Genomic DNA, 21,481 nt, shown 5'->3' with positions numbered 1-21,481 from the left:
GACGATCGATCCATGACCACTACGTTCATCACCGGAGCCAACAAGGGGCTCGGCTACGAGACCGCCCGCCGCCTCATCGAGCTCGGTCACACCGTGATCGTCGGGGCCCGCGATCCGGAGCGGGGCGCGGCAGCCGCCGCCACGCTGGGTGCGCGATTCGTCCGTATCGATGTCACCGACGACGCCTCCGTCACCGCCGCGGCGGCCGACGTCGCCGCGTACGAAGGCGCGATCGACGTTCTGATCAACAACGCCGGCGTGCACGGTCCGCATGGCGATCCCGGCGACCTGTCCGGCGCGGACGCTCTGGGCGTCTTCGATGTCAACCTGTTCGGTGTGGTGCGGACGACCACCGCCTTCCTGCCGCTGCTGCGCCGTTCGCCGGACCCGGTCGTCATCAACGTCAGCAGCGGGATGGGGTCGCTCGCCATCACCCACGACCCGTCCCGGGTCGAGTCCTCGGTGGTCGCGCCCCTCTACACCGCCTCGAAGGCGGCCCTCACCATGCTGACCACCCAGTACGCCAAGGGCCTGAAGGACATTCGCGTCAACGCCGCCGATCCCGGCTACACGGCAACCGATCTCAACGGCCGCACCGGTCCCCAGACCGTCACCGAGGGCACCGACGCGATCGTCCGCCTCGCGACCGAAGGGCCCGGCGCCGGCTCGGGACGCTTCATCGACCGCACCGGTCCGATCGGCTGGTCCTGATCGGCCGGGAGACGCCCGTGCCGGCGGGCCTGTGCTGTCCTAGCCCAATCGCCCAATAGCTCAATGGCTCAATGGCCCGATAAGCGCACGTCGTCGGCTCGAACGGCTTCAGCGTCGGTTCGCCACGGCGGGCGGGATTGGTGTGTTGGCGTCGTAGGCGGCCTTGGCCGCATGGATGGTGCTGGTGTGGCGGTCGACCCAGGTGACCAGGTCCTTGAGCCGCGGGCCCAGGTCCCTTCCCAGGGCGTCAATTCCCTTGCGCAGCCTGGTGGCGGCGATCACGGGGGCGGACAGGGGTGTGGAGACGACGCCGAGCCGTGCATTCAGGCCCTTGACCTTGCTATGTCCGTAGTCAGCGCCCTGTTTGGCGTAGCCGTGGGTGCGGCGGACGGTGTCGTCTCCCGTGTTTACTTTCCGGCAGATTGTTGCCCCACGTCATGGTCCGCTGACTAGTACGGCTGAAGGGGTTGGACTATCCGTTGTGTGCTTCGAACTCGGTCGCCAGCGTCTGTTGGGTGGCCGCCCACGACGCCAGGAGCGCTACATTGTCAGCGGTCGGTGTGCCCGCGGGTGCGGTGTAGACGTTGAGGAACAGGCCGGGTTCGGCGGGCAGCTGCAGGGACTCGACGTCCAGGTCGAGCTGGCCCACGATCGGATGGCGCACACGCTTGCGGCCGGACCGGTGCAGCCGCACGTCCTGAGATGCCCACCGCTGCCGGAATAGCTCACTGCACGTTGACAGTTCGCCGACTAGGGCGATCAGCTCCTCGTCGTACGGATTGCGGCCGGCTTCCATGCGTAGCTTCGCGGCCACGTCACCGGCAATTCGGTCGTAGTCGACAAAGAAATCTCTGGCCGCCTCGGGGTTTAGATAGACGAACCGCGCTGTGTTCGCGGGCCGTCGCGGGTCGGCCAGCACTGGTGAATACAGCGCGCGAGCGAGTCTATTCATGGCGAGCACGTCATAACGACCGTTACCGATCCAGGCCGGCGCATCGGAGATCGCGTCGAGCACCTGCTGCAGCGTCGAGCGCACCGTCACGGCAGGCCTACGCCGGCGTGGGCCGCTGGGCGCCCTGGATTGGCGCGCGAGGTGGAACAGGTGGTCGCGCTCGGCCTCGTCGAGTTGCAAGGCAGAGGCCAGCGCGTCGAGCACGCCATCGGAGGCACCGGCGAGGCTGCCGCGCTCCATGCGCACGTAGTAGTCGACCGATACCCCCGCCAGTAGCGCTACCTCCTCGCGGCGCAGACCTTTGACCCGACGGTTGCCGCCGTAAGCGGGCAGGCCCGCCTGCTCGGGTGCGATGCGGGCGCGACGCGAGCTGAGAAACTCCCGGATCTCGGTGCGTAGATCCATCGTGGCCATCCCCTCACCGTAAGCCCGTCCCGCAGTCTAAGGGGTACCCGTTGCGGTCGTCGCGATGCCGCCGTCCACCGGGATGATGGTGCCCGTGAGGTAGGACCCAGCCCGGCTGGCGAGAAACACGGCGATACCCGCCATGTCGTCGTCGCGGCCGAGCCGGCGCAGAGGGGCCGCCGCCGCGATCGTGTCTCCGATGGCATCGAGCGTGGACGCCATCATCTGCGACGGGAACACTCCCGGTGCTACCGCGTTCACCGTGACGTGCTGTGGGCCCAGCTCTCTGGCAAGCACTCTGGTGAGTTGATGGAGTGCCGCTTTGCTGCTGGCGTACGAGTAGTTGGGCGACTGGGCGACGTGGATGGCGGCGATACTGCCGATGTTGATGATCCGCGCGGGATCATCGGCGGTGCCCGCCCTGCGAAGTGCGGGGAGCAGCGCCTGCACCAGCCAGAACGGCGACTTGAGGTTGAGGTCGATCACTGCGTCCCAGGCCTCGTCCGGGAACGTCGCCAGCGGCTCGCGCCACATCGCTCCCGCGTTGTTGACAAGGATGTCCAGGCGTTCCGAGTCGGCCTTGACAAGATCAGCGAGGCGCTGACATTCGTCGTGCCTGGACAGGTCGGCGGGGATTGCTCGAACGTCGCCGAATTCGGACAGTAGATGCTGTGCCTCCGCGCACGTGTCCGCCTTGCGTGAGCTGATGACGACGCGGGCGCCCGCCTGGAGAAGGCCGCGCGCTATCATCATCCCAATGCCCCTGGTGCCGCCAGTGACAAGGGCGTACTTCCCACTCAGATCGAAAAGTTCTGTCTGAGTGGTGAATTGGTTGTCCACCATTGGTCTCCGTCCCTTCTGTCGTGGAAGAATGCGCCGACACGGTCGCGCATTCGGGGCAGCTGAATTGAACTGATGGGGTTAAAGCTGCAGTGCGTGTCCATGGAGTGTTGTCGGCGCTTTCGACTCAAACAGGTTGACAGGCGTTTTGGACGTCTGGGAGACCCTGGTGATACAGGTACTGTGAGAGCCCCCCTTGCCTGGTGCGCTGACTCACCCCGGATCCACCGGCTTGATTCCCGGTTGATCGTTTCGGAGTCGTGCAGGCCGTGTTGGGGCTGAGTTGCGGATTCGGACATGGGGTGTGAGGTCCTCGCTCCGGGACGAGGGTTCGGGCAGGTGCGGGGTGAGGCGGCGGGCGGAGCGGGCCGGGCGGGCACGTTGATCGGGCGGTCACGGATGGTGGCGGTGGTCGCCCTGGCATGGAACGCGGAGGCCAGGGCGTCGGCGGCGCGGGTCAGGTTGTGTGCCAGGGCCGCCAGGGCGAGCCATGTGGTATTGGCCTGGAAGTGACCGGACGGCGCGTGGGCGAAGCCGCTGTTGTTGACATCGTTGATCACCTGCTCGACGACAGCGTGCCGGCGGTGATCACGCTCGGCATCCCTCAAGGCGAGCGGGGAGTCGGTGAGCCCCCGAGTTCGGCGACAACCTGATGGCCCCCTGGCCGCGCTGAACGTCGGCAATCCTGCCGAACTCGGCGTCGGCCGGGTCAACTACCGCACCGCCGACCCGGTCATGCTGACCGCGCTCAAGGCGGCGATGATGGCGGACGCCACCGATGAACAGTTCCGGGCCTTCCTCAACATCCTGCAGCCGGACGAGTCCATAGCGGTGATGATGTCCGACGCACGCGGCCACGCCGACACCTGGGGCACCATCGCCCGCACCTACATCCGTCTCACCGACGACCGGTCGCTTCCCGTGGCCATGCAGGACCGCCTGATCGCCGAAGCCGACGCCTTGACGCCCGATAATCCGTACGACGTGCACACCCTGGCCACCAGCCACGTCGGGTTCCTGCTCAAGCCGGCGCAGGTGGCCGGCATCCTCGATCAACTGACCGTCTGACCCGGAAGGCACAAACTGCTATCCAGCGCGTTGGATGGGGGCAGCCAGCCGGCTGGCCCCATCCAACGAGAGCCACCGACGCAATTTTCAGCTTCTGCCAGCGGTGCTGACGGATGTGACATCCGAGAAGGATTCCAGAAGCGTTGTTCCGGCAACCGTCGTCACGGCCGCGCACCGGAGCGCCGCATGTCACGGGCGCCTGGAAGAGGCACCATGCGACTGTGATCGCCGAGAGCGCGATCACTACGGCTGGTCCGGCAGAGGAGTTGATCCACGCCGCGATGAGAAGCAGACCTGCCAGAACTCCCCACCACTGGCCTAGCCCACCCAGCGTCTTGCTTCGTGCCCCCGAAGTCGCCATGCAGTGCATGTTGTGACGCATGGGTCACTGTCATGCACGCCGAGTGCCCCATTGGCCGGAACACTGCGGAAGTAGGCCAGTTCACCAGTCAGGCAGGCTCTGCCGCGCGTTACGGGAGGCGCTGCTGACGCACGATCTTGGGCCGTTGCGCGAACATGCCGACACAGCCGCCCCTACCAGGCGGACTAGCCGTCCGCCGGGGCCACGCCGATCGGGCAAGCGACGCCCGTGCCGCCGATGCCGCAGTAGCCGTTTTTGTTGCGGTCAAGATACTGCTGGTGGTAGGGCTCGGCCGGGTAGAAGGGGCCCGCGGGGAGGATTTCGGTGGTGATCTCGCCGTAGCCGGAGCCGGTCAGGACGGACTGGTAGGCGGCGCGGGAGGACTCGGCCTCGGACTGCTGCTCGGGGGAGTGGGCGTAGATCGCCGAGCGGTACTGGGTGCCGACATCGTTGCCCTGGCGGAAGCCCTGGGTGGGGTCGTGGGACTCCCAGAAGAGCTTCAGGAGGGCGGCGTAGGAGGTGATCTTCGGGTCGAAGACGACGCGGACGGCCTCAGTGTGGCCGGTGAGGCCGCTGCAGACCTCCTCGTAGGTGGGGTTCTCGGTGTGGCCGCCCTGGTAGCCGACGAGCGTGGTCCACACGCCCGGGGCCTGCCAGAACTTCCGCTCCGCGCCCCAGAAGCAGCCCAGGCCGAAGTCGGCGACGACCAGGCCCTCCGGGTAGGGGCCGGTCAGGGGGTTGCCGAGGACCGTGTGGCGGTCGGGGACGCGGAAGCCCGGTTCGGGGCGGCCCTTCAGCGCCTCCTCGGCGGTGGGGAGGTGGTTCCGGTGGCGGCTGAACAGCATCTTCGGGCTCCTCGCGGGACGGGTGCGGCGGCTGCCACGTCCTTCGTCTTAGTCGTACGTTCTTCGTCTTCTTCGTGGTCTTCGAGTTCTACGGCGTTTACGAGTGCGCGGCGCCTTTGTTTCAACGGGTACGGGGCTCTGGGAATTCCGGGCCGCTCACGGCCTCCTATCGCGGCAGCGTCGCCGGGGTGCCGCCGCCGCCCTCCCAGCCCGCCACCGCCAGCGCCCGGTAGACCGTGTACTCGGCCGCCGGGTCCACCCCGTACGACCACGGGACCGCGCCCACGTGGCCGTCCACATGGCGCAGCTGCTCCAGGGCCTCCGCGTACCGCTCCGCGCGGACCAGGAAGAAGACCAGCAGGTGGCGGACGTGCGGTAGCACCGGGTGGTCGGCGGGGGCCTGGCGGACGGCGTAGAGGGCGCCCTCCATCGCCTTGGTGATCACCTCGCTGCGGTAGAGGGTGCGCACGAGGTTGGCCTCCGGCAGGTGCTCGAAGACGCCGAAGAGGGGGAGGGCGGGGAGGAGGCTCTTCGCGGGGGCGGAGGCGGCGGCCGCGTGGGTGAAGGCGTCGGCGCGGTCCTGGGAGCCGTGCCACTTCTCGCACCAGTAGTGGAGGGCGGCCAGATGGGCGCCCATGTGGTGCGGGGCGAGCTTGGTGACCTTGGTCCACAGCTCCTCGAAGTCGGCTTGCCGGTAGGCCAGACCGCGGGCCACGCCGAGCTCGACGATGTGTGGCACCGGGTCCTCCGGGGCCAGCCGGGCCGCCTCGTGGCAGACGTCCCGGGCCTCCTCCAGGATCATCCGGAAGTCCTGCGAGGACGGGTCGAGCAGCGCTTGGCGGACCAGGAACTCCGCGTGCACCGCCGCCGCGCCCGGGTCCTCGGGGGCCGCCACCCGCCAGGTGCGCAGCCACATGCCGCCCTGGCCGGGGGCCTGGGCGAGCTCGAAGGCGGCAGCCCCGGCCAGCGTCTGTACCCGTTGCCAGCGCAGCTCCGAGGTGGCCTCGGTGAGTGCGAGCAGACGGGCGGCCGGCTGCCAGTCCTGCCGGGCCTGGACCTCCTCCAGCGCGTCGATCAGCTGCCGGTCCGGGCCGGGCAGCCGTACGTCCAGCCGCTCGCGCGGGACGAAGCCGTACTCCTGCGGGTCCGAGGCGCGCATCGCACCCTGCACGGCCCCGCGGCCCCCGCGCATCCGCCGCACAGCCGGTACGACGATCAGCCCGCCGATCATGACGATGGCGATGAGGAAGATCAGAAGCTCCATGAGGTGTCCCCGTGTGAAGGCCCGTAACGGCTTGTGGTGCGGAACGCATTGTGGTGCGGAACGGCTTGTGGTCCAGCCTATGCGTCCCGGCGGTCGTTGAATCCAGCACGGGCGCGTCGGGCGTTACGCTCGGGCGCATGAGCCACCAGCACCCCCAGGGGCATCCTCAGAGTTTCGAGACGCTCGCCATCCACGCGGGCCAGGAGGCGGACTCCCTCACCGGCGCCGTCGTCCCCCCGATCTACCAGGTCTCCACCTACAAGCAGGACGGCGTGGGGGGCTTGCGGGGCGGCTATGAGTACAGCCGTTCCGCCAACCCCACCCGCACCGCGCTCGAGGAGAACCTGGCGGCGCTGGAGGGCGGCCGCCGCGGCCTGGCCTTCGCCTCGGGCCTGGCCGCCGAGGACTGCCTGCTGCGCACGCTCCTGGTGCCGGGCGACCACGTCGTGATCCCGAACGACGCGTACGGCGGTACGTTCCGCCTGTTCGCGAAGGTCGTGGAGCGCTGGGGCGTGGAGTGGTCGGTCGCCGACAGCTCCGACCCGGCGGCGGTGCGGGACGCGCTCCGCCCCCGTACGAAGGTGATCTGGGTCGAGACCCCCAGCAACCCGCTGCTCGGCATCACCGACATCGCCGCCGTCGCCGATGTCGCCCGCACCGCGGGGGCCCGGCTGGTGGTGGACAACACCTTCGCCAGCCCCTATCTCCAGCAGCCGCTCGCGCTCGGCGCGGATGTCGTGGTGCACTCCACCACCAAGTACATGGGCGGGCACTCGGACGTCGTCGGCGGTGCGCTGATCGTCTCCGACACCGGCCTCGGCGATGAACTCGCCTACCACCAGAACGCGATGGGCGCCATCGCCGGGCCCTTCGACTCCTGGCTGGTGATGCGCGGCATCAAGACCCTCGCGGTCCGGATGGACCGGCACAGCGCGAACGCCACGCGGATCGCGGAGATGCTCACCGCGCACCCCAAGGTGACCCAGGTCTACTACCCGGGGCTGCCGGAGCACGCGGGGCACGAGATCGCGGCCAAGCAGATGCGGGCCTTCGGCGGCATGGTGTCGTTCCGGGTCGCGGGCGGCGAGGAGGCGGCGGTCGAGGTGTGCGACCGGGCGCGGCTGTTCACGCTGGGGGAGTCCCTCGGCGGTGTCGAGTCGCTGATCGAGCACCCGGGGCGGATGACGCACGCCTCGGCGGCGGGCTCGGCGCTCGAGGTGCCGGCCGATCTCGTACGGCTGTCGGTCGGCATCGAGTCGGTCGACGATCTGCTGATGGACCTGGGCCAGGCTCTGGGCTGACGACCAGCTCTGGGCTGACGCCTGGACCTGCGGTCTTTTGAGGGTGGTCGCGACCCCTCGAGTGTCACCACCCCTCGAGTGTCACCACCCCTCGAGGGGAGGGGTGGTGTCGGTGGGCGGCGGCGCGGCCCACGGTTCGACGAGCGCCGCCCAGACGCCGAACGCGACGACCGCGGCGAGCAGCAGCAGCCAGCCGATGGTGCGCACCACTTGGTGGCGGTGGAGCATTCGCCGCCCCCGTTCGGCCGCCCGGCCCGCCAGATCCGGCGGCAGCGCCGGATGCGGGCCCTCCAGCATCCGGCGGACCTCGGTCTCCTTGCGGTCGGGGAAGCTCATGGGGCGGCCCCGGCCTCCGCCCCGGCGTCGGCTCCCGCCCCGGTCTCCGCTCCCGCCCTCGTCGCGCCGGTGGCCGCCCGGCTGCCGGTGGTGCCGGTGTTGCCGGTGTTGCCGGTGGATGGTGGCGTTCCGGTGGAGGACTGCGTTCCGGCGGATGGAGGCTGCCCGCCGGAGGGTGACGTTCCGCCGGATCGTGGCGTTCCGGCGGACGGTCGTGTTCCGGTCGTGCCGCGCCGGGCCGCCGCGCTGCGCATCGCCGTGACCGCGCGGGTGCAGATCGCCCGGACCCGCTCGACCGGGAGCCCGAGCGCCGCCGCCGTCTGCTCCTCCGCGACCCCCTCGTACAGCCGCAGTACCAGCACCAGCCGCTCCTGCGGGGTGAGCCGGGCCAGGGTGCCGCCGCGCGGGCGGCGGTAGCGGTGGCCGCGGTGGGCGAAGAGGGCGGCCAGCGTCCGGCGGGTGTGGTCGTACGGATCCTCGCCGCGCAGCCGGTCCCAGCGGGCGTACGTGCGCGCGAGCGCGGCGGTCAGCAGGCGCTCGGCGGCTTCGGTGTCCCCCGTCGGCTCCCCCGTGAGCAGCGTGGCCGCATGCAGCAGTCGGCCACCCGCGCCCGCGACGAATGCCTCGAACTCCCGGGCCCGGCGGCCATCCCGTGCTGCCCGCCGCTCTCGCACCACGCCCTCCGCCTCCCGTTCCTTTCAGGACACGGCAGGCACAGGCACCTGGTCAAGATGTCTGCGCCGGGGTCAGGTGGCGGGCGTCGCCTGGGGCACCGTGGTGTGCGCGACGGAGAGGGCGGTGTTGAAGCGGGTCAGGAGGTCGCAGAAGAGATCGCGCTCCTCCGTCGTCCAGTCCCCGGTCACGCGGGACATCAGATCGCGCCGTGACGAACGCACCTCCTCCAGGCGGGCCTTGCCGCGCGGGGAGAGCTGCAGCACGACCGCGCGGCCGTCCTCGGGGTGCGAGGTGCGCTTGACCATGCCGGAGTCGACCAGCGGGGCGACCTGGCGGGTCACGGTGGACGAGTCGATGCCCATGCTCCCCGCAAGCGCCTTGACCCCCATCGGGCCTTCCTGGTCGAGCCGGTTGAGCAGCAGATACGCGGCTCGGTCCATGGAATTGCGGGCCTGGCCGACGCCGCCGAGCCGGGTCTGTTCCGCACGGCGGGCGAAGACGGCGACCTGATGCTGGAGCGCGTCCAGTACGCCGGTGTCGAGTTGAGTCGTCATGTCCGATTGGGTGGGCATGGCCTAGGGCTCACTTCATGCGGTGGTCTGTGGGATGTGGCACAGAGTACGCGGCCGGGGGCCCGCCCGTACGGGGGCTGCAGAAACCTGACGGCCCTCGAGCCACAACCTGCCGTTCTGAGCCGTTCCGCGGCGCCGTGGCCCGTCGGCGGACCGTGCCCGGCACGTGCATGACACCGCGCCCGGCACGTGCATGACACCGGGCCCGGCACGTGCATGACACCGGGCCCGGCACGTGCATGACACCGGGCCCGGCACGTGCATGACACCAACTCCTGCCACCGGCTCGGCCCGCCGGGGCCTGTCGGGGGTGAGCTGCCAGACTGGGGACCATGGCTGCACGACACGGCGACGAGGACGGGCCCGGTTCCGGGTCCGGCCCGGCCTCGCACCTCACCTCTCCCGCCACCCCTCCCGCCCCTGGGTCCGTCCCCGCTCCTGCCCCCGCGTCTGCGTCTGCGTCTGCGTCCGCGGGTTCCGTATCCGGAGGTTCCGCCTCCGGGGGGTCCGAGGCGACGATCACCCTCGATGACGTCCGCAGCGCGCAGAAGACGCTCTCGGGGGTCTCCCGGCTCACCGCGCTGGAGGGCAGCCGGTATCTGTCCGGGCTGGTCGGCGCGCCGGTCCACTTCAAGTGCGAGAACCTCCAGCGCACCGGGTCGTTCAAGCTGCGCGGCGGCTATGTGCGGATCGCGGGGCTGAGCCCCGAGGAGCGGGCGGCCGGGGTGGTCGCGGCGAGCGCCGGGAACCATGCGCAGGGCGTCGCCCTCGCGGCCTCGCTGCTGGGGGTGCGCTCGACGGTCTTCATGCCCGAGGGCGCACCGCTGCCGAAGATCGCGGCCACCCGGGACTACGGCGCCGAGGTGCGGCTGTGCGGCCAGATCGTGGACGAGACGATGCGGGCGGCGAAGGAGTACGCCGAGCGCACGGGCGCGGTCTTCATCCACCCCTTCGACCACCCGGACATCATCGCCGGGCAGGGCACGGTGGGGCTGGAGATCCTGGAGCAGTGCCCCGAGGTGCGCACCGTGGTGGTGGGCATCGGCGGGGGCGGGCTGGCGGCCGGGATCGCGGTGGCGGTGAAGGCGCTGCGGCCGGATGTGCGGGTGGTGGGGGTGCAGGCGGAGGGCGCCGCGGCGTATCCGCCGTCGCTGGCGGCCGGGCGGCCGGTGACGATCGACGCGCCCGTGACGATGGCGGACGGCATCAAGGTGGGGCGGCCGGGCGATGTGCCGTTCCAGATCATCGAGAACCTCGTCGACGAGGTCCGTACGGTCACCGAGGACGAGCTGTCCAGTGCGCTGCTGCTCTGTCTGGAGCGGGCGAAGCTGGTGGTGGAACCCGCGGGCGCGAGCCCGGTGGCCGCGTTGCTGTCGGCGCCGGAGTCCTTCGAGGGGCCGGTGGTCGCGGTGCTCTCGGGCGGCAACGTCGATCCGCTGCTGATGCAGCGCATCCTGCGGCACGGCATGGCCGCGGCGGGACGTTATCTGTCGCTGCGGCTGCGGCTCACCGATCGGCCGGGGGCGCTGGCCACGCTGCTGGGGGTGCTGTCGACGCTGGACGCCAATGTGCTCGACGTCAGCCATGTCCGCACCAACCCGCGGCTGGGGCTGAGCGAGGCCGAGGTGGAGCTGCACCTGGAGACGAAGGGGCAGGAGCACTGCGAGGACGTCCGGGAGGCGCTGCGCGGCGCCGGGTACACGGTGATGGCCTGACGCCGGGAACGGGTCTGCTCTCGCGGGCCTGACGCCATCGCTGTCCAGGGCCGCCCGGGGCCCCGGGCGCCGACGCGATCGTCCGCGCTCCTGTCGTTTTATTTGCCTTGCGTATGTCGCGATGTATCGCGTCTCGGTTACGATTGCCGTCCAGTTGCTGCCGAGCGCTGCCCCTATGGGCGGACTTATGCCTTGATTGAGTGTGGAACTGACCCAACCCCGGGAGTGCCAACATGTCAGGCGCTATTCACGCCGAGGGTCTGGTGAAGACCTTCGGTGACGTAAAGGCTCTGGACGGCGTCGATCTCGACGTACCGGAAGGAACCGTGCTCGGACTGCTCGGCCCCAATGGCGCCGGCAAGACCACCGCGGTGCGCGTGCTCACCACGCTGCTGCGCCCGGACAGCGGGACGGCGGTGGTCGCGGGGGTGGACGTGCTCAAGAACCCCAACGAAGTCCGTCGCTCCATCGGGTTGTCCGGCCAGTTCGCCGCCGTGGACGAATATCTGACCGGCCGTGAGAACCTCCAAATGGTCGGCCAGCTCTACCAGATGGGAGCGCGGGAGGCCAAAGCCCGCGCGAGCGAGCTGCTGGAGCGGTTCAGCCTCGCGGAGGCGGCCGACCGCACCGCCAAGACGTACTCCGGCGGAATGCGCAGGAGGCTGGACCTCGCCGCGGCCCTGGTGGTCAGCCCGCCCGTGATGTTCATGGACGAGCCCACCACCGGTCTGGACCCGCGGAACAGACAGGCGCTCTGGGAGGTCATCCAGGAGCTGGTGGCCGGCGGTACGACGCTGCTGCTGACCACGCAGTATCTGGAGGAGGCGGACCATCTGGCGCATGACATCTGCGTGATCGACCGCGGCCGGGTCATCGCCCGCGGCACCTCCGACCAGCTCAAGGCCCGTACGGGCGGCGAGCGCGTGGAGGTCGTGGTGCATGAGCGCGAGGACATCGCGGCCGCCGAGGAGGTTCTGCGGGTCCTGGGCAAGGGCGAGACGACGGTGCAGGAGCACACCCGTAAGGTCACCGTCCCGGTCGTGGGCGGCGCCAAGCTGCTCGCCGAGGTCATCCGCGAACTGGACACCCGCGGTGTCGAGATCGACGACATCGGGCTGCGCCGCCCGACTCTGGACGACGTATTCATCTCGCTCACCGGCCATGGCGCCGGGAAGGGGGAGGCGAAATGAGCACGATGAGCGATTCCCTGGTCATCGCCCGACGGAATCTGATCCGGATGACCAGAATTCCCGAGATGGTCCTCTTTGGGCTGGTTCAGCCAGTGATGTTCGTGATCCTCTTCACGTACGTCTTCGGCGGCTCGATGAAGATCGGCAACAGCACCGACCCGGACGTCTACAAGAACTTCCTGATGGCCGGGATCTTCGCGCAGACCGTGACCTTCGCCACCGCGGGCGCGGGCGCGGGGATCGCGGAGGACATGCACAAGGGGCTGATCGACCGGTTCCGCTCGCTGCCGATGGCCCGGGGCGCGGTGCTCACCGGCCGGACCTTCGCCGACCTGGTGCAGACGACGCTCACCCTGGTGGTGCTGGCCGTCGTCGCGCTGATCGTGGGCTGGCGCCCCGGTTTCGCGGATTCGACCAACATCGGGAAGATCCTGGGCGGCTTCGGCCTGCTGCTTCTCCTGGGGTACGCCTTCACCTGGATCGGGGCGCTGATCGGGCTGTCCGTCCGTACCCCGGAGGCGGCGACCTCCGGCGGTCTGATCTGGCTTTTCCCGGTGACGTTCATCTCGAACGCCTTCGTGGACTCCAGTCAGATGACCCCCTGGCTGCGGCACATCGCCGAATGGAACCCGTTCAGCGCCACCGTGCAGGCGTGCCGTCAGCTCTTCGGTGACCCCGGTCTGTCCCGGTCCGGTGCCTGGCCGATGCAGCATCCGGTCTGGGCGTCGCTGATCTACTCGGCCCTGATCGTCCTGGTCTTCCGGACGCTGGCGGTGCGCAAGTACCGCTCGGCGACTGCCTGAGCCGGCTCTTCCGGGAGTGCGGGGCGAGGGGGAGCCCCGGCCGTTCGGCCGGGGCTCCACGCCGGGCGTTCAGCCCTGGTAGGGCTTGGCCTCCAGGATCCGCACCGAGGCGGTGCGGCCGTTGGGCAGCTCGTACTCCGCGTCCTGGCCGACCTTCTTGCCGTTCACACCCGAACCCAGCGGGGACTGCGGCGAGTAGGTCTCGACGTCCGCGCTCGCGTACTCGCGGGAGGCGAGCAGGAAGGTCAGGGTGTCGTCGGGGTCGCCGTCGAAGGCGATGGTGACCACCATGCCGGGGGCGACCACGCCGGTGTCCGCGGGGGCCTCGCCGACCTTCGCCTGCTGCAGGAGCTGCGTCAGCTGACGCACTCGGAGCTCCTGCTTGCCCTGCTCCTCCTTGGCGGCGTGGTAACCCCCGTTCTCCCGGAGGTCACCCTCCTCCCGAGCAGCCTCGATCTTCTTCGCGATCTCGACACGTGCGGGACCCGACAGGTACTCCAGCTCCGCCTTGAGCTGGTCGTACGCCTCCTGGGTCAGCCAGGTGACGTTCTCGCTGGTCTGGGTCACAGGTGCTCCTCGTCGGTACTGGGAATACAAATGAACGCCCTACTCAGAAGGGTGCGCCTTCGTAGCCGGGCGAAACCACGAGCCTAACAATTCCGGCAAGAAACGGGGAGGAGGGAACTGGGCGCAACGCGTAGGAAACGCGTCAGCGCTGGTCAGATCGGGGCAGGCGCCCGACACGTCCAGTTCGATTATCGAACAGGCTCGCAGCCGATCAACTCGGCGCTGGTCGCCCGGGCCGTGGTCCGCACGGTCACGACCTTGACCATGTCCTCCCGGGGCTGGCCGAAGGTGAAGTCCTTCCGGCCCACCTCGTCGTGGTACTCGTCCAGGGTACGCACCGTGCAGACACCCGTGGCGTCCTTGTCCTTGGTGATCTCCAGCCGGACCTCGACGGCATCGTCGGCGACCACCTTGAAACCGGTCAACCGGCCGCTGACGTCCTGACCGGCGATGTAGTCGTACCCGAACCACGCGATCAGGGCCAGCAGCCCGGCACCGAGCACGGCGCCGACGATCTTCAGCGTCCGGTCGGCACGCGCGTCCGCGGACCGGCCGTAACGCCCGTCGGGCAGCCCCTCGCGTACCGCGGCCATGGGCGTTCCTCCTGCTGGGGGAGAGATCGGAATTATTCGTCCCCGGTTTAGGTCACTATAGAAGCCGTCTTCCACGACGAATCACTGAGGATCGAACTTGACTGAGCAGCTGCGTTTGATGGCCGTGCACGCGCACCCGGATGACGAGTCGAGCAAGGGCGCGGCCACCATGGCCAAGTACGTGTCCGAGGGGGTGGACGTGCTGGTCGCCACCTGCACAGGCGGGGAGCGCGGCTCCATCCTCAACCCCAAGCTCCAGGGTGACCCCTACATCGAGGAGCACATTCACGAGGTCCGCGCCAAGGAGATGGACGAGGCGCGCCAGATCCTCGGCGTCAAGCAGGAGTGGCTGGGCTTCGTGGACTCCGGACTGCCCGAGGGCGATCCGCTGCCGCCACTGCCCGAGGGCTGCTTCGCACTGCAGGACGTGGAAGCCGCGGCGGAGCCCCTGGTGAAGCTGATCCGCACGTTCAAGCCGCAGGTGATCACCACCTATGACGAGAACGGCGGCTATCCGCACCCCGACCACATCATGACCCACAAGGTCTCGATGGTGGCCTTCGAGGCGGCCGGTGACCCCGAGAAGTACCCGGCGGCGGGGGAGCCCTGGCAGCCGCAGAAGCTCTACTACAACCAGGGCTTCAACCGGGCGCGCACCGTGGCGCTGCACGAGGCGCTGCTGGCCCGCGGGCTGGACTCGCCGTACGGGGAGTGGCTGGAGCGCTGGAAGACGTTCGGGCGGCCCGAGCGCACCCTGACCACCTATGTGCCCTGCGCCGACTTCTTCGAGATCCGCGACAAGGCGCTGATCGCGCACCGTACGCAGATCGACCCCGACGGCGGCTGGTTCCGGGTGCCCATGGACATCCAGAAGGAGGTCTGGCCCACCGAGGAGTACGAGCTCGCGAAGTCGCTCGTGGACACTTCCCTCCCCGAGGACGACCTCTTCGCGGGCATCCGCAACAATTGAGCCCATGATGAGCGCCACCAGCACCCTCGCCATGACGCATCTTGTCCCGCTCGCCAAGGACCTGGACGAGAACAAGGTGACCCCGGGCGTCCTCGGTTTCATCGTCTTCGCCGTGATCGGCGGGGCGGTGTGGCTGCTGATGAAGTCCATGAACAAGCACATGAAGCGGGTGAACTTCGAGGAGGCGCCGGAGGAGCCCGGCAAGGCTCCGGCGGCTGCCTCCACCGAAGGTGCCAAGGGCACCAAGGGCACCAAGGGCGAGGAGCGCACGGCCTGACCCCTGGCCGGGCCCGACCGCGTGTCCCGCGAGCGGGACCCCACGGCCCGGCCCCTCTTCGCGCCTCGGCAGACGAACGACGGCATCTCAACGCACTTCCTGCGGAGCGCTCAGGCGCGAGGCCGGTCCGGCAGCACGGCCATGACCTCGCGCGAGTGGCGGCTCGGCACCATGCCGAGCTGCCATGCCTGCCACCCCGTCTCCGGCTCGACGCCGCGCTCCAGCACCAGCGTGAACGCCTCCGCGCACCCTTCCAGCCGGGAATCGCCCGCCGTGCCCTCCTCGCGCATCTCCCGCAGCAGCTCCGCCAGCTCCTCCTGGGCCACCGCCGTGCCGATCACCGAGCCGCCCGCGGAGGCGAACGGCAGCAGCGTGCAGCGCAGGAAGCGGGCCCAGGAACGGCCGCGCCGGTCCCCGTACCCCGCGAAGAGCACGGCCGCCTCGTCCACCAGCTCCAGCGCCTGCGGCGCCTTGCCGTTTCCCGCGTCGATCACCGCCAGCTCGACACAGGACCATGCCTCGCCATGGGCCACGCCCACCCGGCGGAAGTCCTGCCGCGCGTCCTGGAGCAGCTGCCGGGCGAAGCCGCTGTTGCGCAGCGAGCCCGTCTGCGCCGCCCGCAGATCGCGGGTGACCCGGGCCGAGTGATGCCGGGCACACGCCAGCCCGTACACATCCCGCATCCGGCTGAACATCGTGCGGGCCCGCTCCAGCTCGCGCACCGCCGAGTCGTGGTCGCCGCGCTCCTCCAGCGCCTGGCCCAGGTAGTACAGCGTCCAGGCCTCGCCGCGCGCGTCCTCGTTCTCCCGGTGGCGGGTGAGGGCCTGGCGCAGCTGGTCGACGGCCGCCGACGCCTCCCCGGCCACCAGCCGGGCTCGGGCGAGCTGGGTGAGCGCCCATGCCTCACCGCGCTGGTCATGGGTGCGGCTGTAGGCGTCCAGCGCGTCCCCCAGCTCGGCCTCGGCGCGCGGCACATCACCCATCCGCAGACAGGCCTGGCCGAGCTGGAAGTGTGCCCACGCCTGGCCGTGCAGGCTCTCGCTCTCCTCATGCAGCTCCAGGGCCTCGCCCAGCAGCTCCAGCGCCTCGGCCAGCCCGCCGCGGTCGCGCTCCACCGCCGCCAGGGCGTGCATCGTCCAGGCCCGGTCGCCGCGCAGCTCCTCGGCCCGCTGGAGCTCCAGCGCCTCGCGCAGCTTCGCCGCGGCCTCCGCGAGATTGCCCTGGTGGTGCAGGGTGATGCCGAGACTGCACAGGGCACGGGCCGCGCCCGCCTGGTGCTGGGCCTCGAAATACAGGTCCACCACCGAGGAGAGCGTGGTGCGCGCCTGGTCCAGCTCGCCGAGCTGGCGGGCGGCGATACCGGTGCGCCACTGCACGGACCGCATCAGCAGCCCCTGGTCGACGGCCTGGGTGAGCTCGCTGATCTCGCCCAACCGGTAGAGATCGCCGCGCAGCAGGCAGTAGTCACACAGCGCGCCCAGGAGGTGCAGCACCGCGGACTGGTCCACGCCCTCGGCATGGCGCAGCGCGGCGGTGATGAAGCTCGATTCGTCGTCCAGCCAGCGCAGCGCCGCGTCCAGCGAGGCGAAGCCATGGGCCGCGCCCTTGCCGAAGATGTCGGCACGGGTGGAGGTCTTGCCGTCGACCAGCCGGATCACCGAGTCCGCCAGCTCGGCATAGCTGCGGATCAGCCGCTCCTGCGCGGCGGTGCGCTGCTCCGGCTGCTCCTCGTCCAGCAGCCGGGCATGGGCGAAGGAGCGCACCAGGTCATGGAGGCGGTAGCGGCTGCCGCGCACATGCTGGATCAGCCCGGCCCGGCCGAGCGCCTCCAGATGGCGGCCGGCCTCCTGCTCATCGGCGTCCAGCAGCGCCGCGGCCGCCGCGCCGCCCAGGCTGGCCCGCCCGGCCAGCGCCAGTCGGCGCAGCAGCCGCCGGGCGCCCTCGTGCTGGTCGGTGTAGCGCAGCCACAGGGTGCGCTCGATGGCGCCCACCGGGCCGTACGCCTCCAGGTCGGTGACCAGGGTGGCGGGGGAGCGGGGGCCGAGCGAGGAGCCCGCGATCCGCAGCGCCAGCGGCAGCCGCCCGCACAGCTCGGCGATCCGCTCCACGGACTGCCCGTCGTAGGGGCCCGCGCCGGTGGGCTCCTCGGCGGAGGCCCGCAGCAGCTCCTCGGCGCCCGGCTCGTCCAGCGGGCCCACCTCGATCCGGTGCACCCAGGCGGCGAGGTCGTCCGGCAGGCCGAGCGGGGTGCGCGAGGTGATCAGGACCAGGCCGTCGGACCGCTCGGGGATCAGCGTGCGCACCTGCTCGGCGTCGCGGGCGTCATCGAGCACGATGGTGACCGGCAGCCCGGTCAGATACTGGTGATACAGCTCGGTGAGCCGTCTGATGTGCTGGTCCGGCGAGGAGCGCTCCCGGAAGAGCAGCTGGTCGCGGGGTGCGCCGAGCCGGTTGAGCAGATGCAGCAGCGCGTCGCGGGTGGGCAGCGGGGCCTGCTCGGGACTGTCGCCGCGCAGATCGACCAGGCACGCGCCGCGGAACTCGTCGCGCAGATGGTGGGCCGCCCGCACGGCCAGCATCGTCCGGCCGGAGCCCGGCGGGCCCTCCAGCAGCACCACCGTGGGCTTGGTCTCGGAGGACGCGCGGGCCTGCCGCACCCACTGGGCGATCTGTGTGATCTGGGCATGGCGCCCGGCGAACGGGCCGTCCGCCTCGGGGAGATGGGCGAAGGACTGCTCCAGCACGGTGCGCCTGCGGGCCGCCTGGCTGCGGTCCGCACCGCGCAGCTTCGGCTGCCCGGTGGCGGAGGCGGTGCGCTTCGCCGAACCACCGCCCTGGCGGGTGGCGGCCGTGGTCATCCGGTGCTGGTCGATGAACGGCCGGATGCCCCGCACCTCGACCGCCGTGAGCCACTGGAGCCGCAACTGCTCGGCGCCACCGGGCTGGTTGCGCAGCGCGGCCTGGCGGTGGGCGGCCGGCCAGTGGCTCGCGGTGAGCTTGACGACGGCGGCGGCCGACCCGGCCACGGCGGCCGTGACCCCCGCGCCCAGCGCCGTGCCCGCCGAGGTGCCGTACCCGAGATCCGCGCCGAAGGCCGCCACCGCGGCGACCGCCGCGGCCAGCGCCGGGGTGCCCAGCTGCCCGCGCGACAGCCGGGCGGAGAGCGGTCGGCTGCCCGCCTCCGACTCGTCCAGCGCGCGCACATATGCCCCGTACTCCTCCGCGGCGGTGGCGGTCATCTCGTCCAGCGCGCCGCGCGCCCGGCTGAGCAGCACCCCGCCGTCGGTGCGCCCGCCCGAGCGGCGCACCTCCTCCTCCACGGCCCGCGACAGCAGCCGCTCGACTTCCGTCCGGTGGCTGTCCCGCAGCACCGCCAGTGACGCCGGCATGGTGATCCCCCTCCTGCAGCAGTGCCCTCAGTCTTCCGTTTCTGGCTCCTTTCCGGCAGTCCTGTGGATAACTCCCCTGTGGATGACTTCGCCCGTCTGCCGGGTGGGGAGGATGGACCCATGCCGAACCGTCTGGCGCCCGCGAGCCGTCCGGGGAACGGCCTTCGGCTCAACCGGTTTTGACGGGGGTCAGGGTGAACCCGCCGTTGGGCTCGCCCGCGGGGAACTGGGCCAGCCCACCGCTGAGCGCGTACTTCGTCCCGCCCGGCCCCGCGGTGACGTCGCTGGTGATGGGGCGAGCTTCGCCTTCCGCGTCTCTTCGGGATTGTCGACGGGCACCCGTACCAAGGAGCCGTTCGGCGCGTTGTGTCGTCCATGCGACGGAGTATGGCCAGGCTCTCCGCGCCCAGCCTGCCCCCGGGAGTAGCAGCCACCAGGCCGCGGGGACCCTCGGCCTGGTGTGCTGGGCCGGGCGGTCCGGAGCGTGCGACGATGCGAGTATGAATCGCCTGGCCAGCTCCCAGTCGCCCTACCTGCTTCAGCACGCGACCAACCCAGTGGATTGGTGGCCGTGGGGAGAAGAGGCGTTCGCGGAGGCGGAGCGGCGTGACGTACCCGTGCTGTTGTCGGTCGGCTACTCCGCGTGTCACTGGTGCCATGTCATGGCGCACGAGTCGTTCGAGGACAAGGACACCGCCGACTATCTCAATGCCCACTTCGTCTCCGTGAAGGTCGACCGCGAGGAGCGGCCGGACGTCGACGCGGTGTACATGGAGGCGGTGCAGGCCGCGACCGGCCAGGGCGGCTGGCCCATGACGGTCTTCCTGACCCCCGAGGGCCGGCCGTTCTACTTCGGCACGTACTTCCCGCCCCGCCCCCGGCCCGGGACGCCGTCCTTCCGGCAGGTGCTGGAGGGAGTGAGCGCCGCCTGGTCGGACCGCCGTGACGAGGTGCGGGACGTCGCCGGCCGGATCGTGGAGGATCTGTCCCAGCGCGGCGGTATCGCCCTGGGCCCGGACGCGCCGCAGCCGCCCGGCGAGGAGGATCTGCACAGCGCGCTCATGGCCCTGACCCGCGAATTCGACGCCGCACGCGGCGGGTTCGGCGGTGCGCCGAAGTTCCCGCCGTCCATGGCGCTGGAGTTCCTGCTGCGCCACCATGCCCGCACGGGCTCCGAGGGCGCGCTCCAGATGGTGTCCGCCACCTGCGAGGCGATGGCCCGCGGGGGTATCTACGACCAGCTCGGCGGCGGTTTCGCCCGCTATTCCGTCGACGCCACCTGGACCGTGCCCCACTTCGAGAAGATGCTGTACGACAACGCGCTGCTGTGCCGCGTCTACGCCCATCTGTGGCGGGCCACCGGCTCGGACCTCGCGCGCCGTGTCGCCCTGGAGACGGCGGACTTCATGGTCCGCGAGCTGCGTACCGCACAGGGCGGTTTCGCCTCCGCGCTGGACGCCGACAGCGACGACGGCACCGGCAGGCATGTCGAGGGCGCGTACTACGTGTGGACCCCCGAGCGGCTGCGCGAGGTGCTGGGGGAGGCCGACGCGGAGCTCGCCGCCGGGTATTTCGGCGTCACGCGGGAGGGCACCTTCGAGCACGGGACCTCCGTGCTCCAGCTGCCCGACGGGGAGCGGCTGACGGACGCCGCCCGCGTCTCCTCCGTACGGGAGCGGCTGCTGGCCGCCCGGGAGCTACGGGCCCGCCCCGGCCGCGACGACAAGATCGTCGCGGCGTGGAACGGGCTGGCCGTCGCCGCGCTCGCCGAGACCGGTGCCTATTTCGACCGCCCCGACCTGGTGAACGCCGCGACCGAGGCCGCCGAGCTGTTGGTGCGCGTCCACATGGACGAGCGCGGGCGGCTGGCCCGCACCTCGCTCGACGGCACCGCGGGCGGCCACGCGGGCGTGCTCGAGGACTACGGGGATGTGGCCGAGGGCTTCCTCGCGCTCGCCGCGGTCAGCGGCGACGGCGCGTGGGTGGAGTTCGCCGGGCTGCTCCTGGACACCGTGCTGAGCCGGTTCACCGATGAGGACGGCACGCTGTTCGACACCGCCGATGACGCCGAGACGCTCATCCGCCGCCCCCAGGACCCGACGGACAGCGCGGCGCCGTCCGGCTGGACGGCCGCCGCCGGGGCCCTGCTGTCCTACGCCGCCATCACCGGCGGAGCGCGTCATCGGGAGGCTGCCGAGCGCGCCCTCGCCGTGGTGCGGGCCCTCGGCCCCCGGGTGCCCCGCTTCATCGGCTGGGGACTGGCCGTGGCCGAGGCCCGGCTCGACGGGCCGCGCGAGGTGGCCGTGGTCGGCCCCGGCGACGACCCGGCGACCCGCGCCCTGCACCGCGCCGCGCTGCTCGCCACCGCCCCCGGTGCGGTCGTCGCGGTCGGCGAGCCCGGCTCCGACGAGGTCCCGCTCCTCCAGGACCGCCCCCTCCTGGAGGGCCGCCCGGCGGCCTACGTCTGCCGCGGCTTCACCTGCGACGCGCCCACGGCCGATGTCGAGGCCCTGACAGCCAAGCTGGGGGGCTGACCGGGGACGGGGCCGGACCCGCCGCCGACGTACGGTGCGTGGGCACGGGGCCGTAACGGGGCTGCTCCGGGCCCGCTACGGAGCCGGTCCGGAAGCCGCGACGCAGTCGTTCG

At 70.8% G+C, this 21,481-nt stretch carries 20 protein-coding genes and 1 pseudogene; 10 read left to right on the top strand and 11 right to left on the bottom strand.

Annotation, left to right across the window (positions count from 1 at the left end; genetic code table 11):
* The first annotated feature begins 12 nt into the window (after nucleotides 1–12).
* Nucleotides 13–711: an SDR family NAD(P)-dependent oxidoreductase gene (locus ACMTAK_RS20010; RefSeq protein WP_413807487.1), complete on the top strand. Its 699-nt coding sequence runs from the start codon at nucleotides 13–15 to the stop codon at nucleotides 709–711.
* A 108-nt stretch (nucleotides 712–819) separates the two neighbouring features.
* On the opposite strand, the gene ACMTAK_RS20005 is transcribed toward ACMTAK_RS20010, so the two are convergent.
* The 3 genes from ACMTAK_RS20005 to ACMTAK_RS19995 form a co-directional block, all read right to left on the bottom strand.
* Complete coding sequence (locus ACMTAK_RS20005; protein ID WP_413807486.1) at nucleotides 820–993, bottom strand: hypothetical protein; 174 nt, start codon at nucleotides 991–993, stop codon at nucleotides 820–822.
* Nucleotides 994–1,183: 190 nt separating this feature from the next.
* Nucleotides 1,184–2,077 carry a helix-turn-helix transcriptional regulator gene (locus ACMTAK_RS20000; RefSeq protein ID WP_413807485.1) on the bottom strand — a complete coding sequence of 298 codons (894 nt, stop codon included), beginning with the start codon at nucleotides 2,075–2,077 and terminating at the stop codon, nucleotides 1,184–1,186.
* Nucleotides 2,078–2,104: 27 nt separating this feature from the next.
* Nucleotides 2,105–2,911, bottom strand: coding sequence for an SDR family oxidoreductase (locus ACMTAK_RS19995; RefSeq protein ID WP_413807484.1), 807 nt, complete (start codon nucleotides 2,909–2,911; stop codon nucleotides 2,105–2,107).
* 419 nt (nucleotides 2,912–3,330) lie between these two features.
* Here ACMTAK_RS19995 and ACMTAK_RS19990 point away from each other — a divergent pair, with 419 nt between their 5' ends.
* Together ACMTAK_RS19990 and ACMTAK_RS19985 are read left to right on the top strand one after the other, a co-directional pair.
* The gene (locus tag ACMTAK_RS19990; RefSeq protein ID WP_413807483.1) at nucleotides 3,331–3,561 is read left to right on the top strand and encodes a hypothetical protein; all 231 of its coding nucleotides are present in this window, start codon (nucleotides 3,331–3,333) and stop codon (nucleotides 3,559–3,561) included.
* Complete coding sequence (locus ACMTAK_RS19985; RefSeq protein ID WP_413807482.1) at nucleotides 3,533–3,976, top strand: hypothetical protein; 444 nt, start codon at nucleotides 3,533–3,535, stop codon at nucleotides 3,974–3,976. The genes ACMTAK_RS19990 and ACMTAK_RS19985 overlap by 29 nt, the downstream gene beginning before the upstream one ends.
* 546 nt (nucleotides 3,977–4,522) lie before the next feature.
* On the opposite strand, the gene msrA is transcribed toward ACMTAK_RS19985, so the two are convergent.
* Nucleotides 4,523–5,182: a peptide-methionine (S)-S-oxide reductase MsrA gene (msrA, locus tag ACMTAK_RS19980; RefSeq protein ID WP_413807481.1), complete on the bottom strand. Its 660-nt coding sequence runs from the start codon at nucleotides 5,180–5,182 to the stop codon at nucleotides 4,523–4,525.
* Nucleotides 5,183–5,348: 166 nt separating this feature from the next.
* Complete coding sequence (locus ACMTAK_RS19975; protein ID WP_413807480.1) at nucleotides 5,349–6,446, bottom strand: hypothetical protein; 1,098 nt, start codon at nucleotides 6,444–6,446, stop codon at nucleotides 5,349–5,351.
* 137 nt (nucleotides 6,447–6,583) lie between these two features.
* On the opposite strand from ACMTAK_RS19975, the gene ACMTAK_RS19970 reads away from it, so the two are divergent.
* Nucleotides 6,584–7,747, top strand: coding sequence for a cystathionine gamma-synthase (locus tag ACMTAK_RS19970; RefSeq protein ID WP_413807479.1), 1,164 nt, complete (start codon nucleotides 6,584–6,586; stop codon nucleotides 7,745–7,747).
* A gap of 81 nt (nucleotides 7,748–7,828) precedes the next feature.
* Here ACMTAK_RS19970 and ACMTAK_RS19965 read toward each other — a convergent pair whose 3' ends face one another.
* The 3 genes and pseudogenes from ACMTAK_RS19965 to ACMTAK_RS19955 all read right to left on the bottom strand — a co-directional run bounded on the left by ACMTAK_RS19965 (nucleotide 7,829) and on the right by ACMTAK_RS19955 (nucleotide 9,330).
* Complete coding sequence (locus tag ACMTAK_RS19965; protein WP_413807478.1) at nucleotides 7,829–8,083, bottom strand: hypothetical protein; 255 nt, start codon at nucleotides 8,081–8,083, stop codon at nucleotides 7,829–7,831.
* A gap of 194 nt (nucleotides 8,084–8,277) precedes the next feature.
* Nucleotides 8,278–8,757: pseudogene (locus ACMTAK_RS19960) on the bottom strand (sigma factor-like helix-turn-helix DNA-binding protein); the annotation flags it as partial.
* Between the two features lie 72 nt (nucleotides 8,758–8,829).
* The gene (locus ACMTAK_RS19955) at nucleotides 8,830–9,330 is read right to left on the bottom strand and encodes a MarR family winged helix-turn-helix transcriptional regulator (protein ID WP_413807477.1); all 501 of its coding nucleotides are present in this window, start codon (nucleotides 9,328–9,330) and stop codon (nucleotides 8,830–8,832) included.
* 332 nt (nucleotides 9,331–9,662) lie between these two features.
* On the opposite strand from ACMTAK_RS19955, the gene ilvA reads away from it, so the two are divergent.
* From ilvA to ACMTAK_RS19940, 3 genes are all read left to right on the top strand, one after another.
* Nucleotides 9,663–11,045 carry a threonine ammonia-lyase gene (ilvA, locus tag ACMTAK_RS19950; protein WP_413807476.1) on the top strand — a complete coding sequence of 461 codons (1,383 nt, stop codon included), beginning with the start codon at nucleotides 9,663–9,665 and terminating at the stop codon, nucleotides 11,043–11,045.
* Between the two features lie 233 nt (nucleotides 11,046–11,278).
* Nucleotides 11,279–12,235, top strand: a complete 957-nt coding sequence (locus tag ACMTAK_RS19945) for an ATP-binding cassette domain-containing protein (RefSeq protein ID WP_413807475.1) — start codon at nucleotides 11,279–11,281, stop codon at nucleotides 12,233–12,235.
* Nucleotides 12,232–13,038 (top strand): ABC transporter permease, encoded by an 807-nt coding sequence (locus ACMTAK_RS19940; protein ID WP_413807474.1) that lies wholly within the window; start codon nucleotides 12,232–12,234, stop codon nucleotides 13,036–13,038. The genes ACMTAK_RS19945 and ACMTAK_RS19940 overlap by 4 nt, the downstream gene beginning before the upstream one ends.
* Before the next feature lie 69 nt (nucleotides 13,039–13,107).
* Here the strand turns inward: ACMTAK_RS19940 and greA are convergent, their stop codons facing one another.
* Nucleotides 13,108–13,605: a transcription elongation factor GreA gene (gene greA / locus ACMTAK_RS19935; protein WP_020868807.1), complete on the bottom strand. Its 498-nt coding sequence runs from the start codon at nucleotides 13,603–13,605 to the stop codon at nucleotides 13,108–13,110.
* Nucleotides 13,606–13,793: 188 nt separating this feature from the next.
* Entirely contained in the window at nucleotides 13,794–14,198 is a 405-nt protein-coding gene (locus tag ACMTAK_RS19930) for a DUF4307 domain-containing protein (protein ID WP_413807473.1), read from the bottom strand.
* A 97-nt stretch (nucleotides 14,199–14,295) separates the two neighbouring features.
* On the opposite strand from ACMTAK_RS19930, the gene mca reads away from it, so the two are divergent.
* On the top strand, nucleotides 14,296–15,168 hold the full coding sequence (gene mca / locus ACMTAK_RS19925) for a mycothiol conjugate amidase Mca (RefSeq protein WP_413807472.1): 873 nt from the start codon (nucleotides 14,296–14,298) through the stop codon (nucleotides 15,166–15,168).
* A gap of 7 nt (nucleotides 15,169–15,175) precedes the next feature.
* Nucleotides 15,176–15,445 (top strand): RAMP4 family protein, encoded by a 270-nt coding sequence (locus ACMTAK_RS19920; protein WP_413812943.1) that lies wholly within the window; start codon nucleotides 15,176–15,178, stop codon nucleotides 15,443–15,445.
* Between the two features lie 110 nt (nucleotides 15,446–15,555).
* On the opposite strand, the gene ACMTAK_RS19915 is transcribed toward ACMTAK_RS19920, so the two are convergent.
* Complete coding sequence (locus tag ACMTAK_RS19915) at nucleotides 15,556–18,834, bottom strand: tetratricopeptide repeat protein (RefSeq protein WP_413807471.1); 3,279 nt, start codon at nucleotides 18,832–18,834, stop codon at nucleotides 15,556–15,558.
* Nucleotides 18,835–19,334: 500 nt separating this feature from the next.
* Between ACMTAK_RS19915 and ACMTAK_RS19910 the strand changes: the two genes are divergently transcribed.
* Nucleotides 19,335–21,368, top strand: coding sequence for a thioredoxin domain-containing protein (locus ACMTAK_RS19910; RefSeq protein ID WP_413807470.1), 2,034 nt, complete (start codon nucleotides 19,335–19,337; stop codon nucleotides 21,366–21,368).
* The last annotated feature ends 113 nt before the right edge of the window (nucleotides 21,369–21,481 follow it).

The sequence above is a fragment of the Streptomyces lacaronensis genome, assembly GCF_047337785.1.
Lineage (GTDB): Bacteria > Actinomycetota > Actinomycetes > Streptomycetales > Streptomycetaceae > Streptomyces > Streptomyces lycopersici.
This window is presented reverse-complemented; position numbering and strand designations above follow the sequence as displayed.

Coding starts and splice junctions, on each gene's coding strand:
- ilvA (WP_413807476.1), top strand. CDS start 9,663: ATGGCTGCACGACACGGCGACGAGGACGGGCCCGGTTCCGGGTCCGGC.
- ACMTAK_RS20000 (WP_413807485.1), bottom strand. CDS start 2,077: ATGGCCACGATGGATCTACGCACCGAGATCCGGGAGTTTCTCAGCTCG.
- ACMTAK_RS19910 (WP_413807470.1), top strand. CDS start 19,335: ATGAATCGCCTGGCCAGCTCCCAGTCGCCCTACCTGCTTCAGCACGCG.
- ACMTAK_RS19955 (WP_413807477.1), bottom strand. CDS start 9,330: ATGCCCACCCAATCGGACATGACGACTCAACTCGACACCGGCGTACTG.
- ACMTAK_RS19945 (WP_413807475.1), top strand. CDS start 11,279: ATGTCAGGCGCTATTCACGCCGAGGGTCTGGTGAAGACCTTCGGTGAC.
- ACMTAK_RS19965 (WP_413807478.1), bottom strand. CDS start 8,083: ATGAGCTTCCCCGACCGCAAGGAGACCGAGGTCCGCCGGATGCTGGAG.
- ACMTAK_RS19975 (WP_413807480.1), bottom strand. CDS start 6,446: ATGGAGCTTCTGATCTTCCTCATCGCCATCGTCATGATCGGCGGGCTG.
- msrA (WP_413807481.1), bottom strand. CDS start 5,182: ATGCTGTTCAGCCGCCACCGGAACCACCTCCCCACCGCCGAGGAGGCG.
- ACMTAK_RS20010 (WP_413807487.1), top strand. CDS start 13: ATGACCACTACGTTCATCACCGGAGCCAACAAGGGGCTCGGCTACGAG.
- ACMTAK_RS19930 (WP_413807473.1), bottom strand. CDS start 14,198: ATGGCCGCGGTACGCGAGGGGCTGCCCGACGGGCGTTACGGCCGGTCC.
- ACMTAK_RS19995 (WP_413807484.1), bottom strand. CDS start 2,911: ATGGTGGACAACCAATTCACCACTCAGACAGAACTTTTCGATCTGAGT.
- ACMTAK_RS19920 (WP_413812943.1), top strand. CDS start 15,176: ATGAGCGCCACCAGCACCCTCGCCATGACGCATCTTGTCCCGCTCGCC.
- ACMTAK_RS19970 (WP_413807479.1), top strand. CDS start 6,584: ATGAGCCACCAGCACCCCCAGGGGCATCCTCAGAGTTTCGAGACGCTC.
- ACMTAK_RS19915 (WP_413807471.1), bottom strand. CDS start 18,834: ATGCCGGCGTCACTGGCGGTGCTGCGGGACAGCCACCGGACGGAAGTC.
- ACMTAK_RS19990 (WP_413807483.1), top strand. CDS start 3,331: ATGGAACGCGGAGGCCAGGGCGTCGGCGGCGCGGGTCAGGTTGTGTGC.
- ACMTAK_RS19940 (WP_413807474.1), top strand. CDS start 12,232: ATGAGCACGATGAGCGATTCCCTGGTCATCGCCCGACGGAATCTGATC.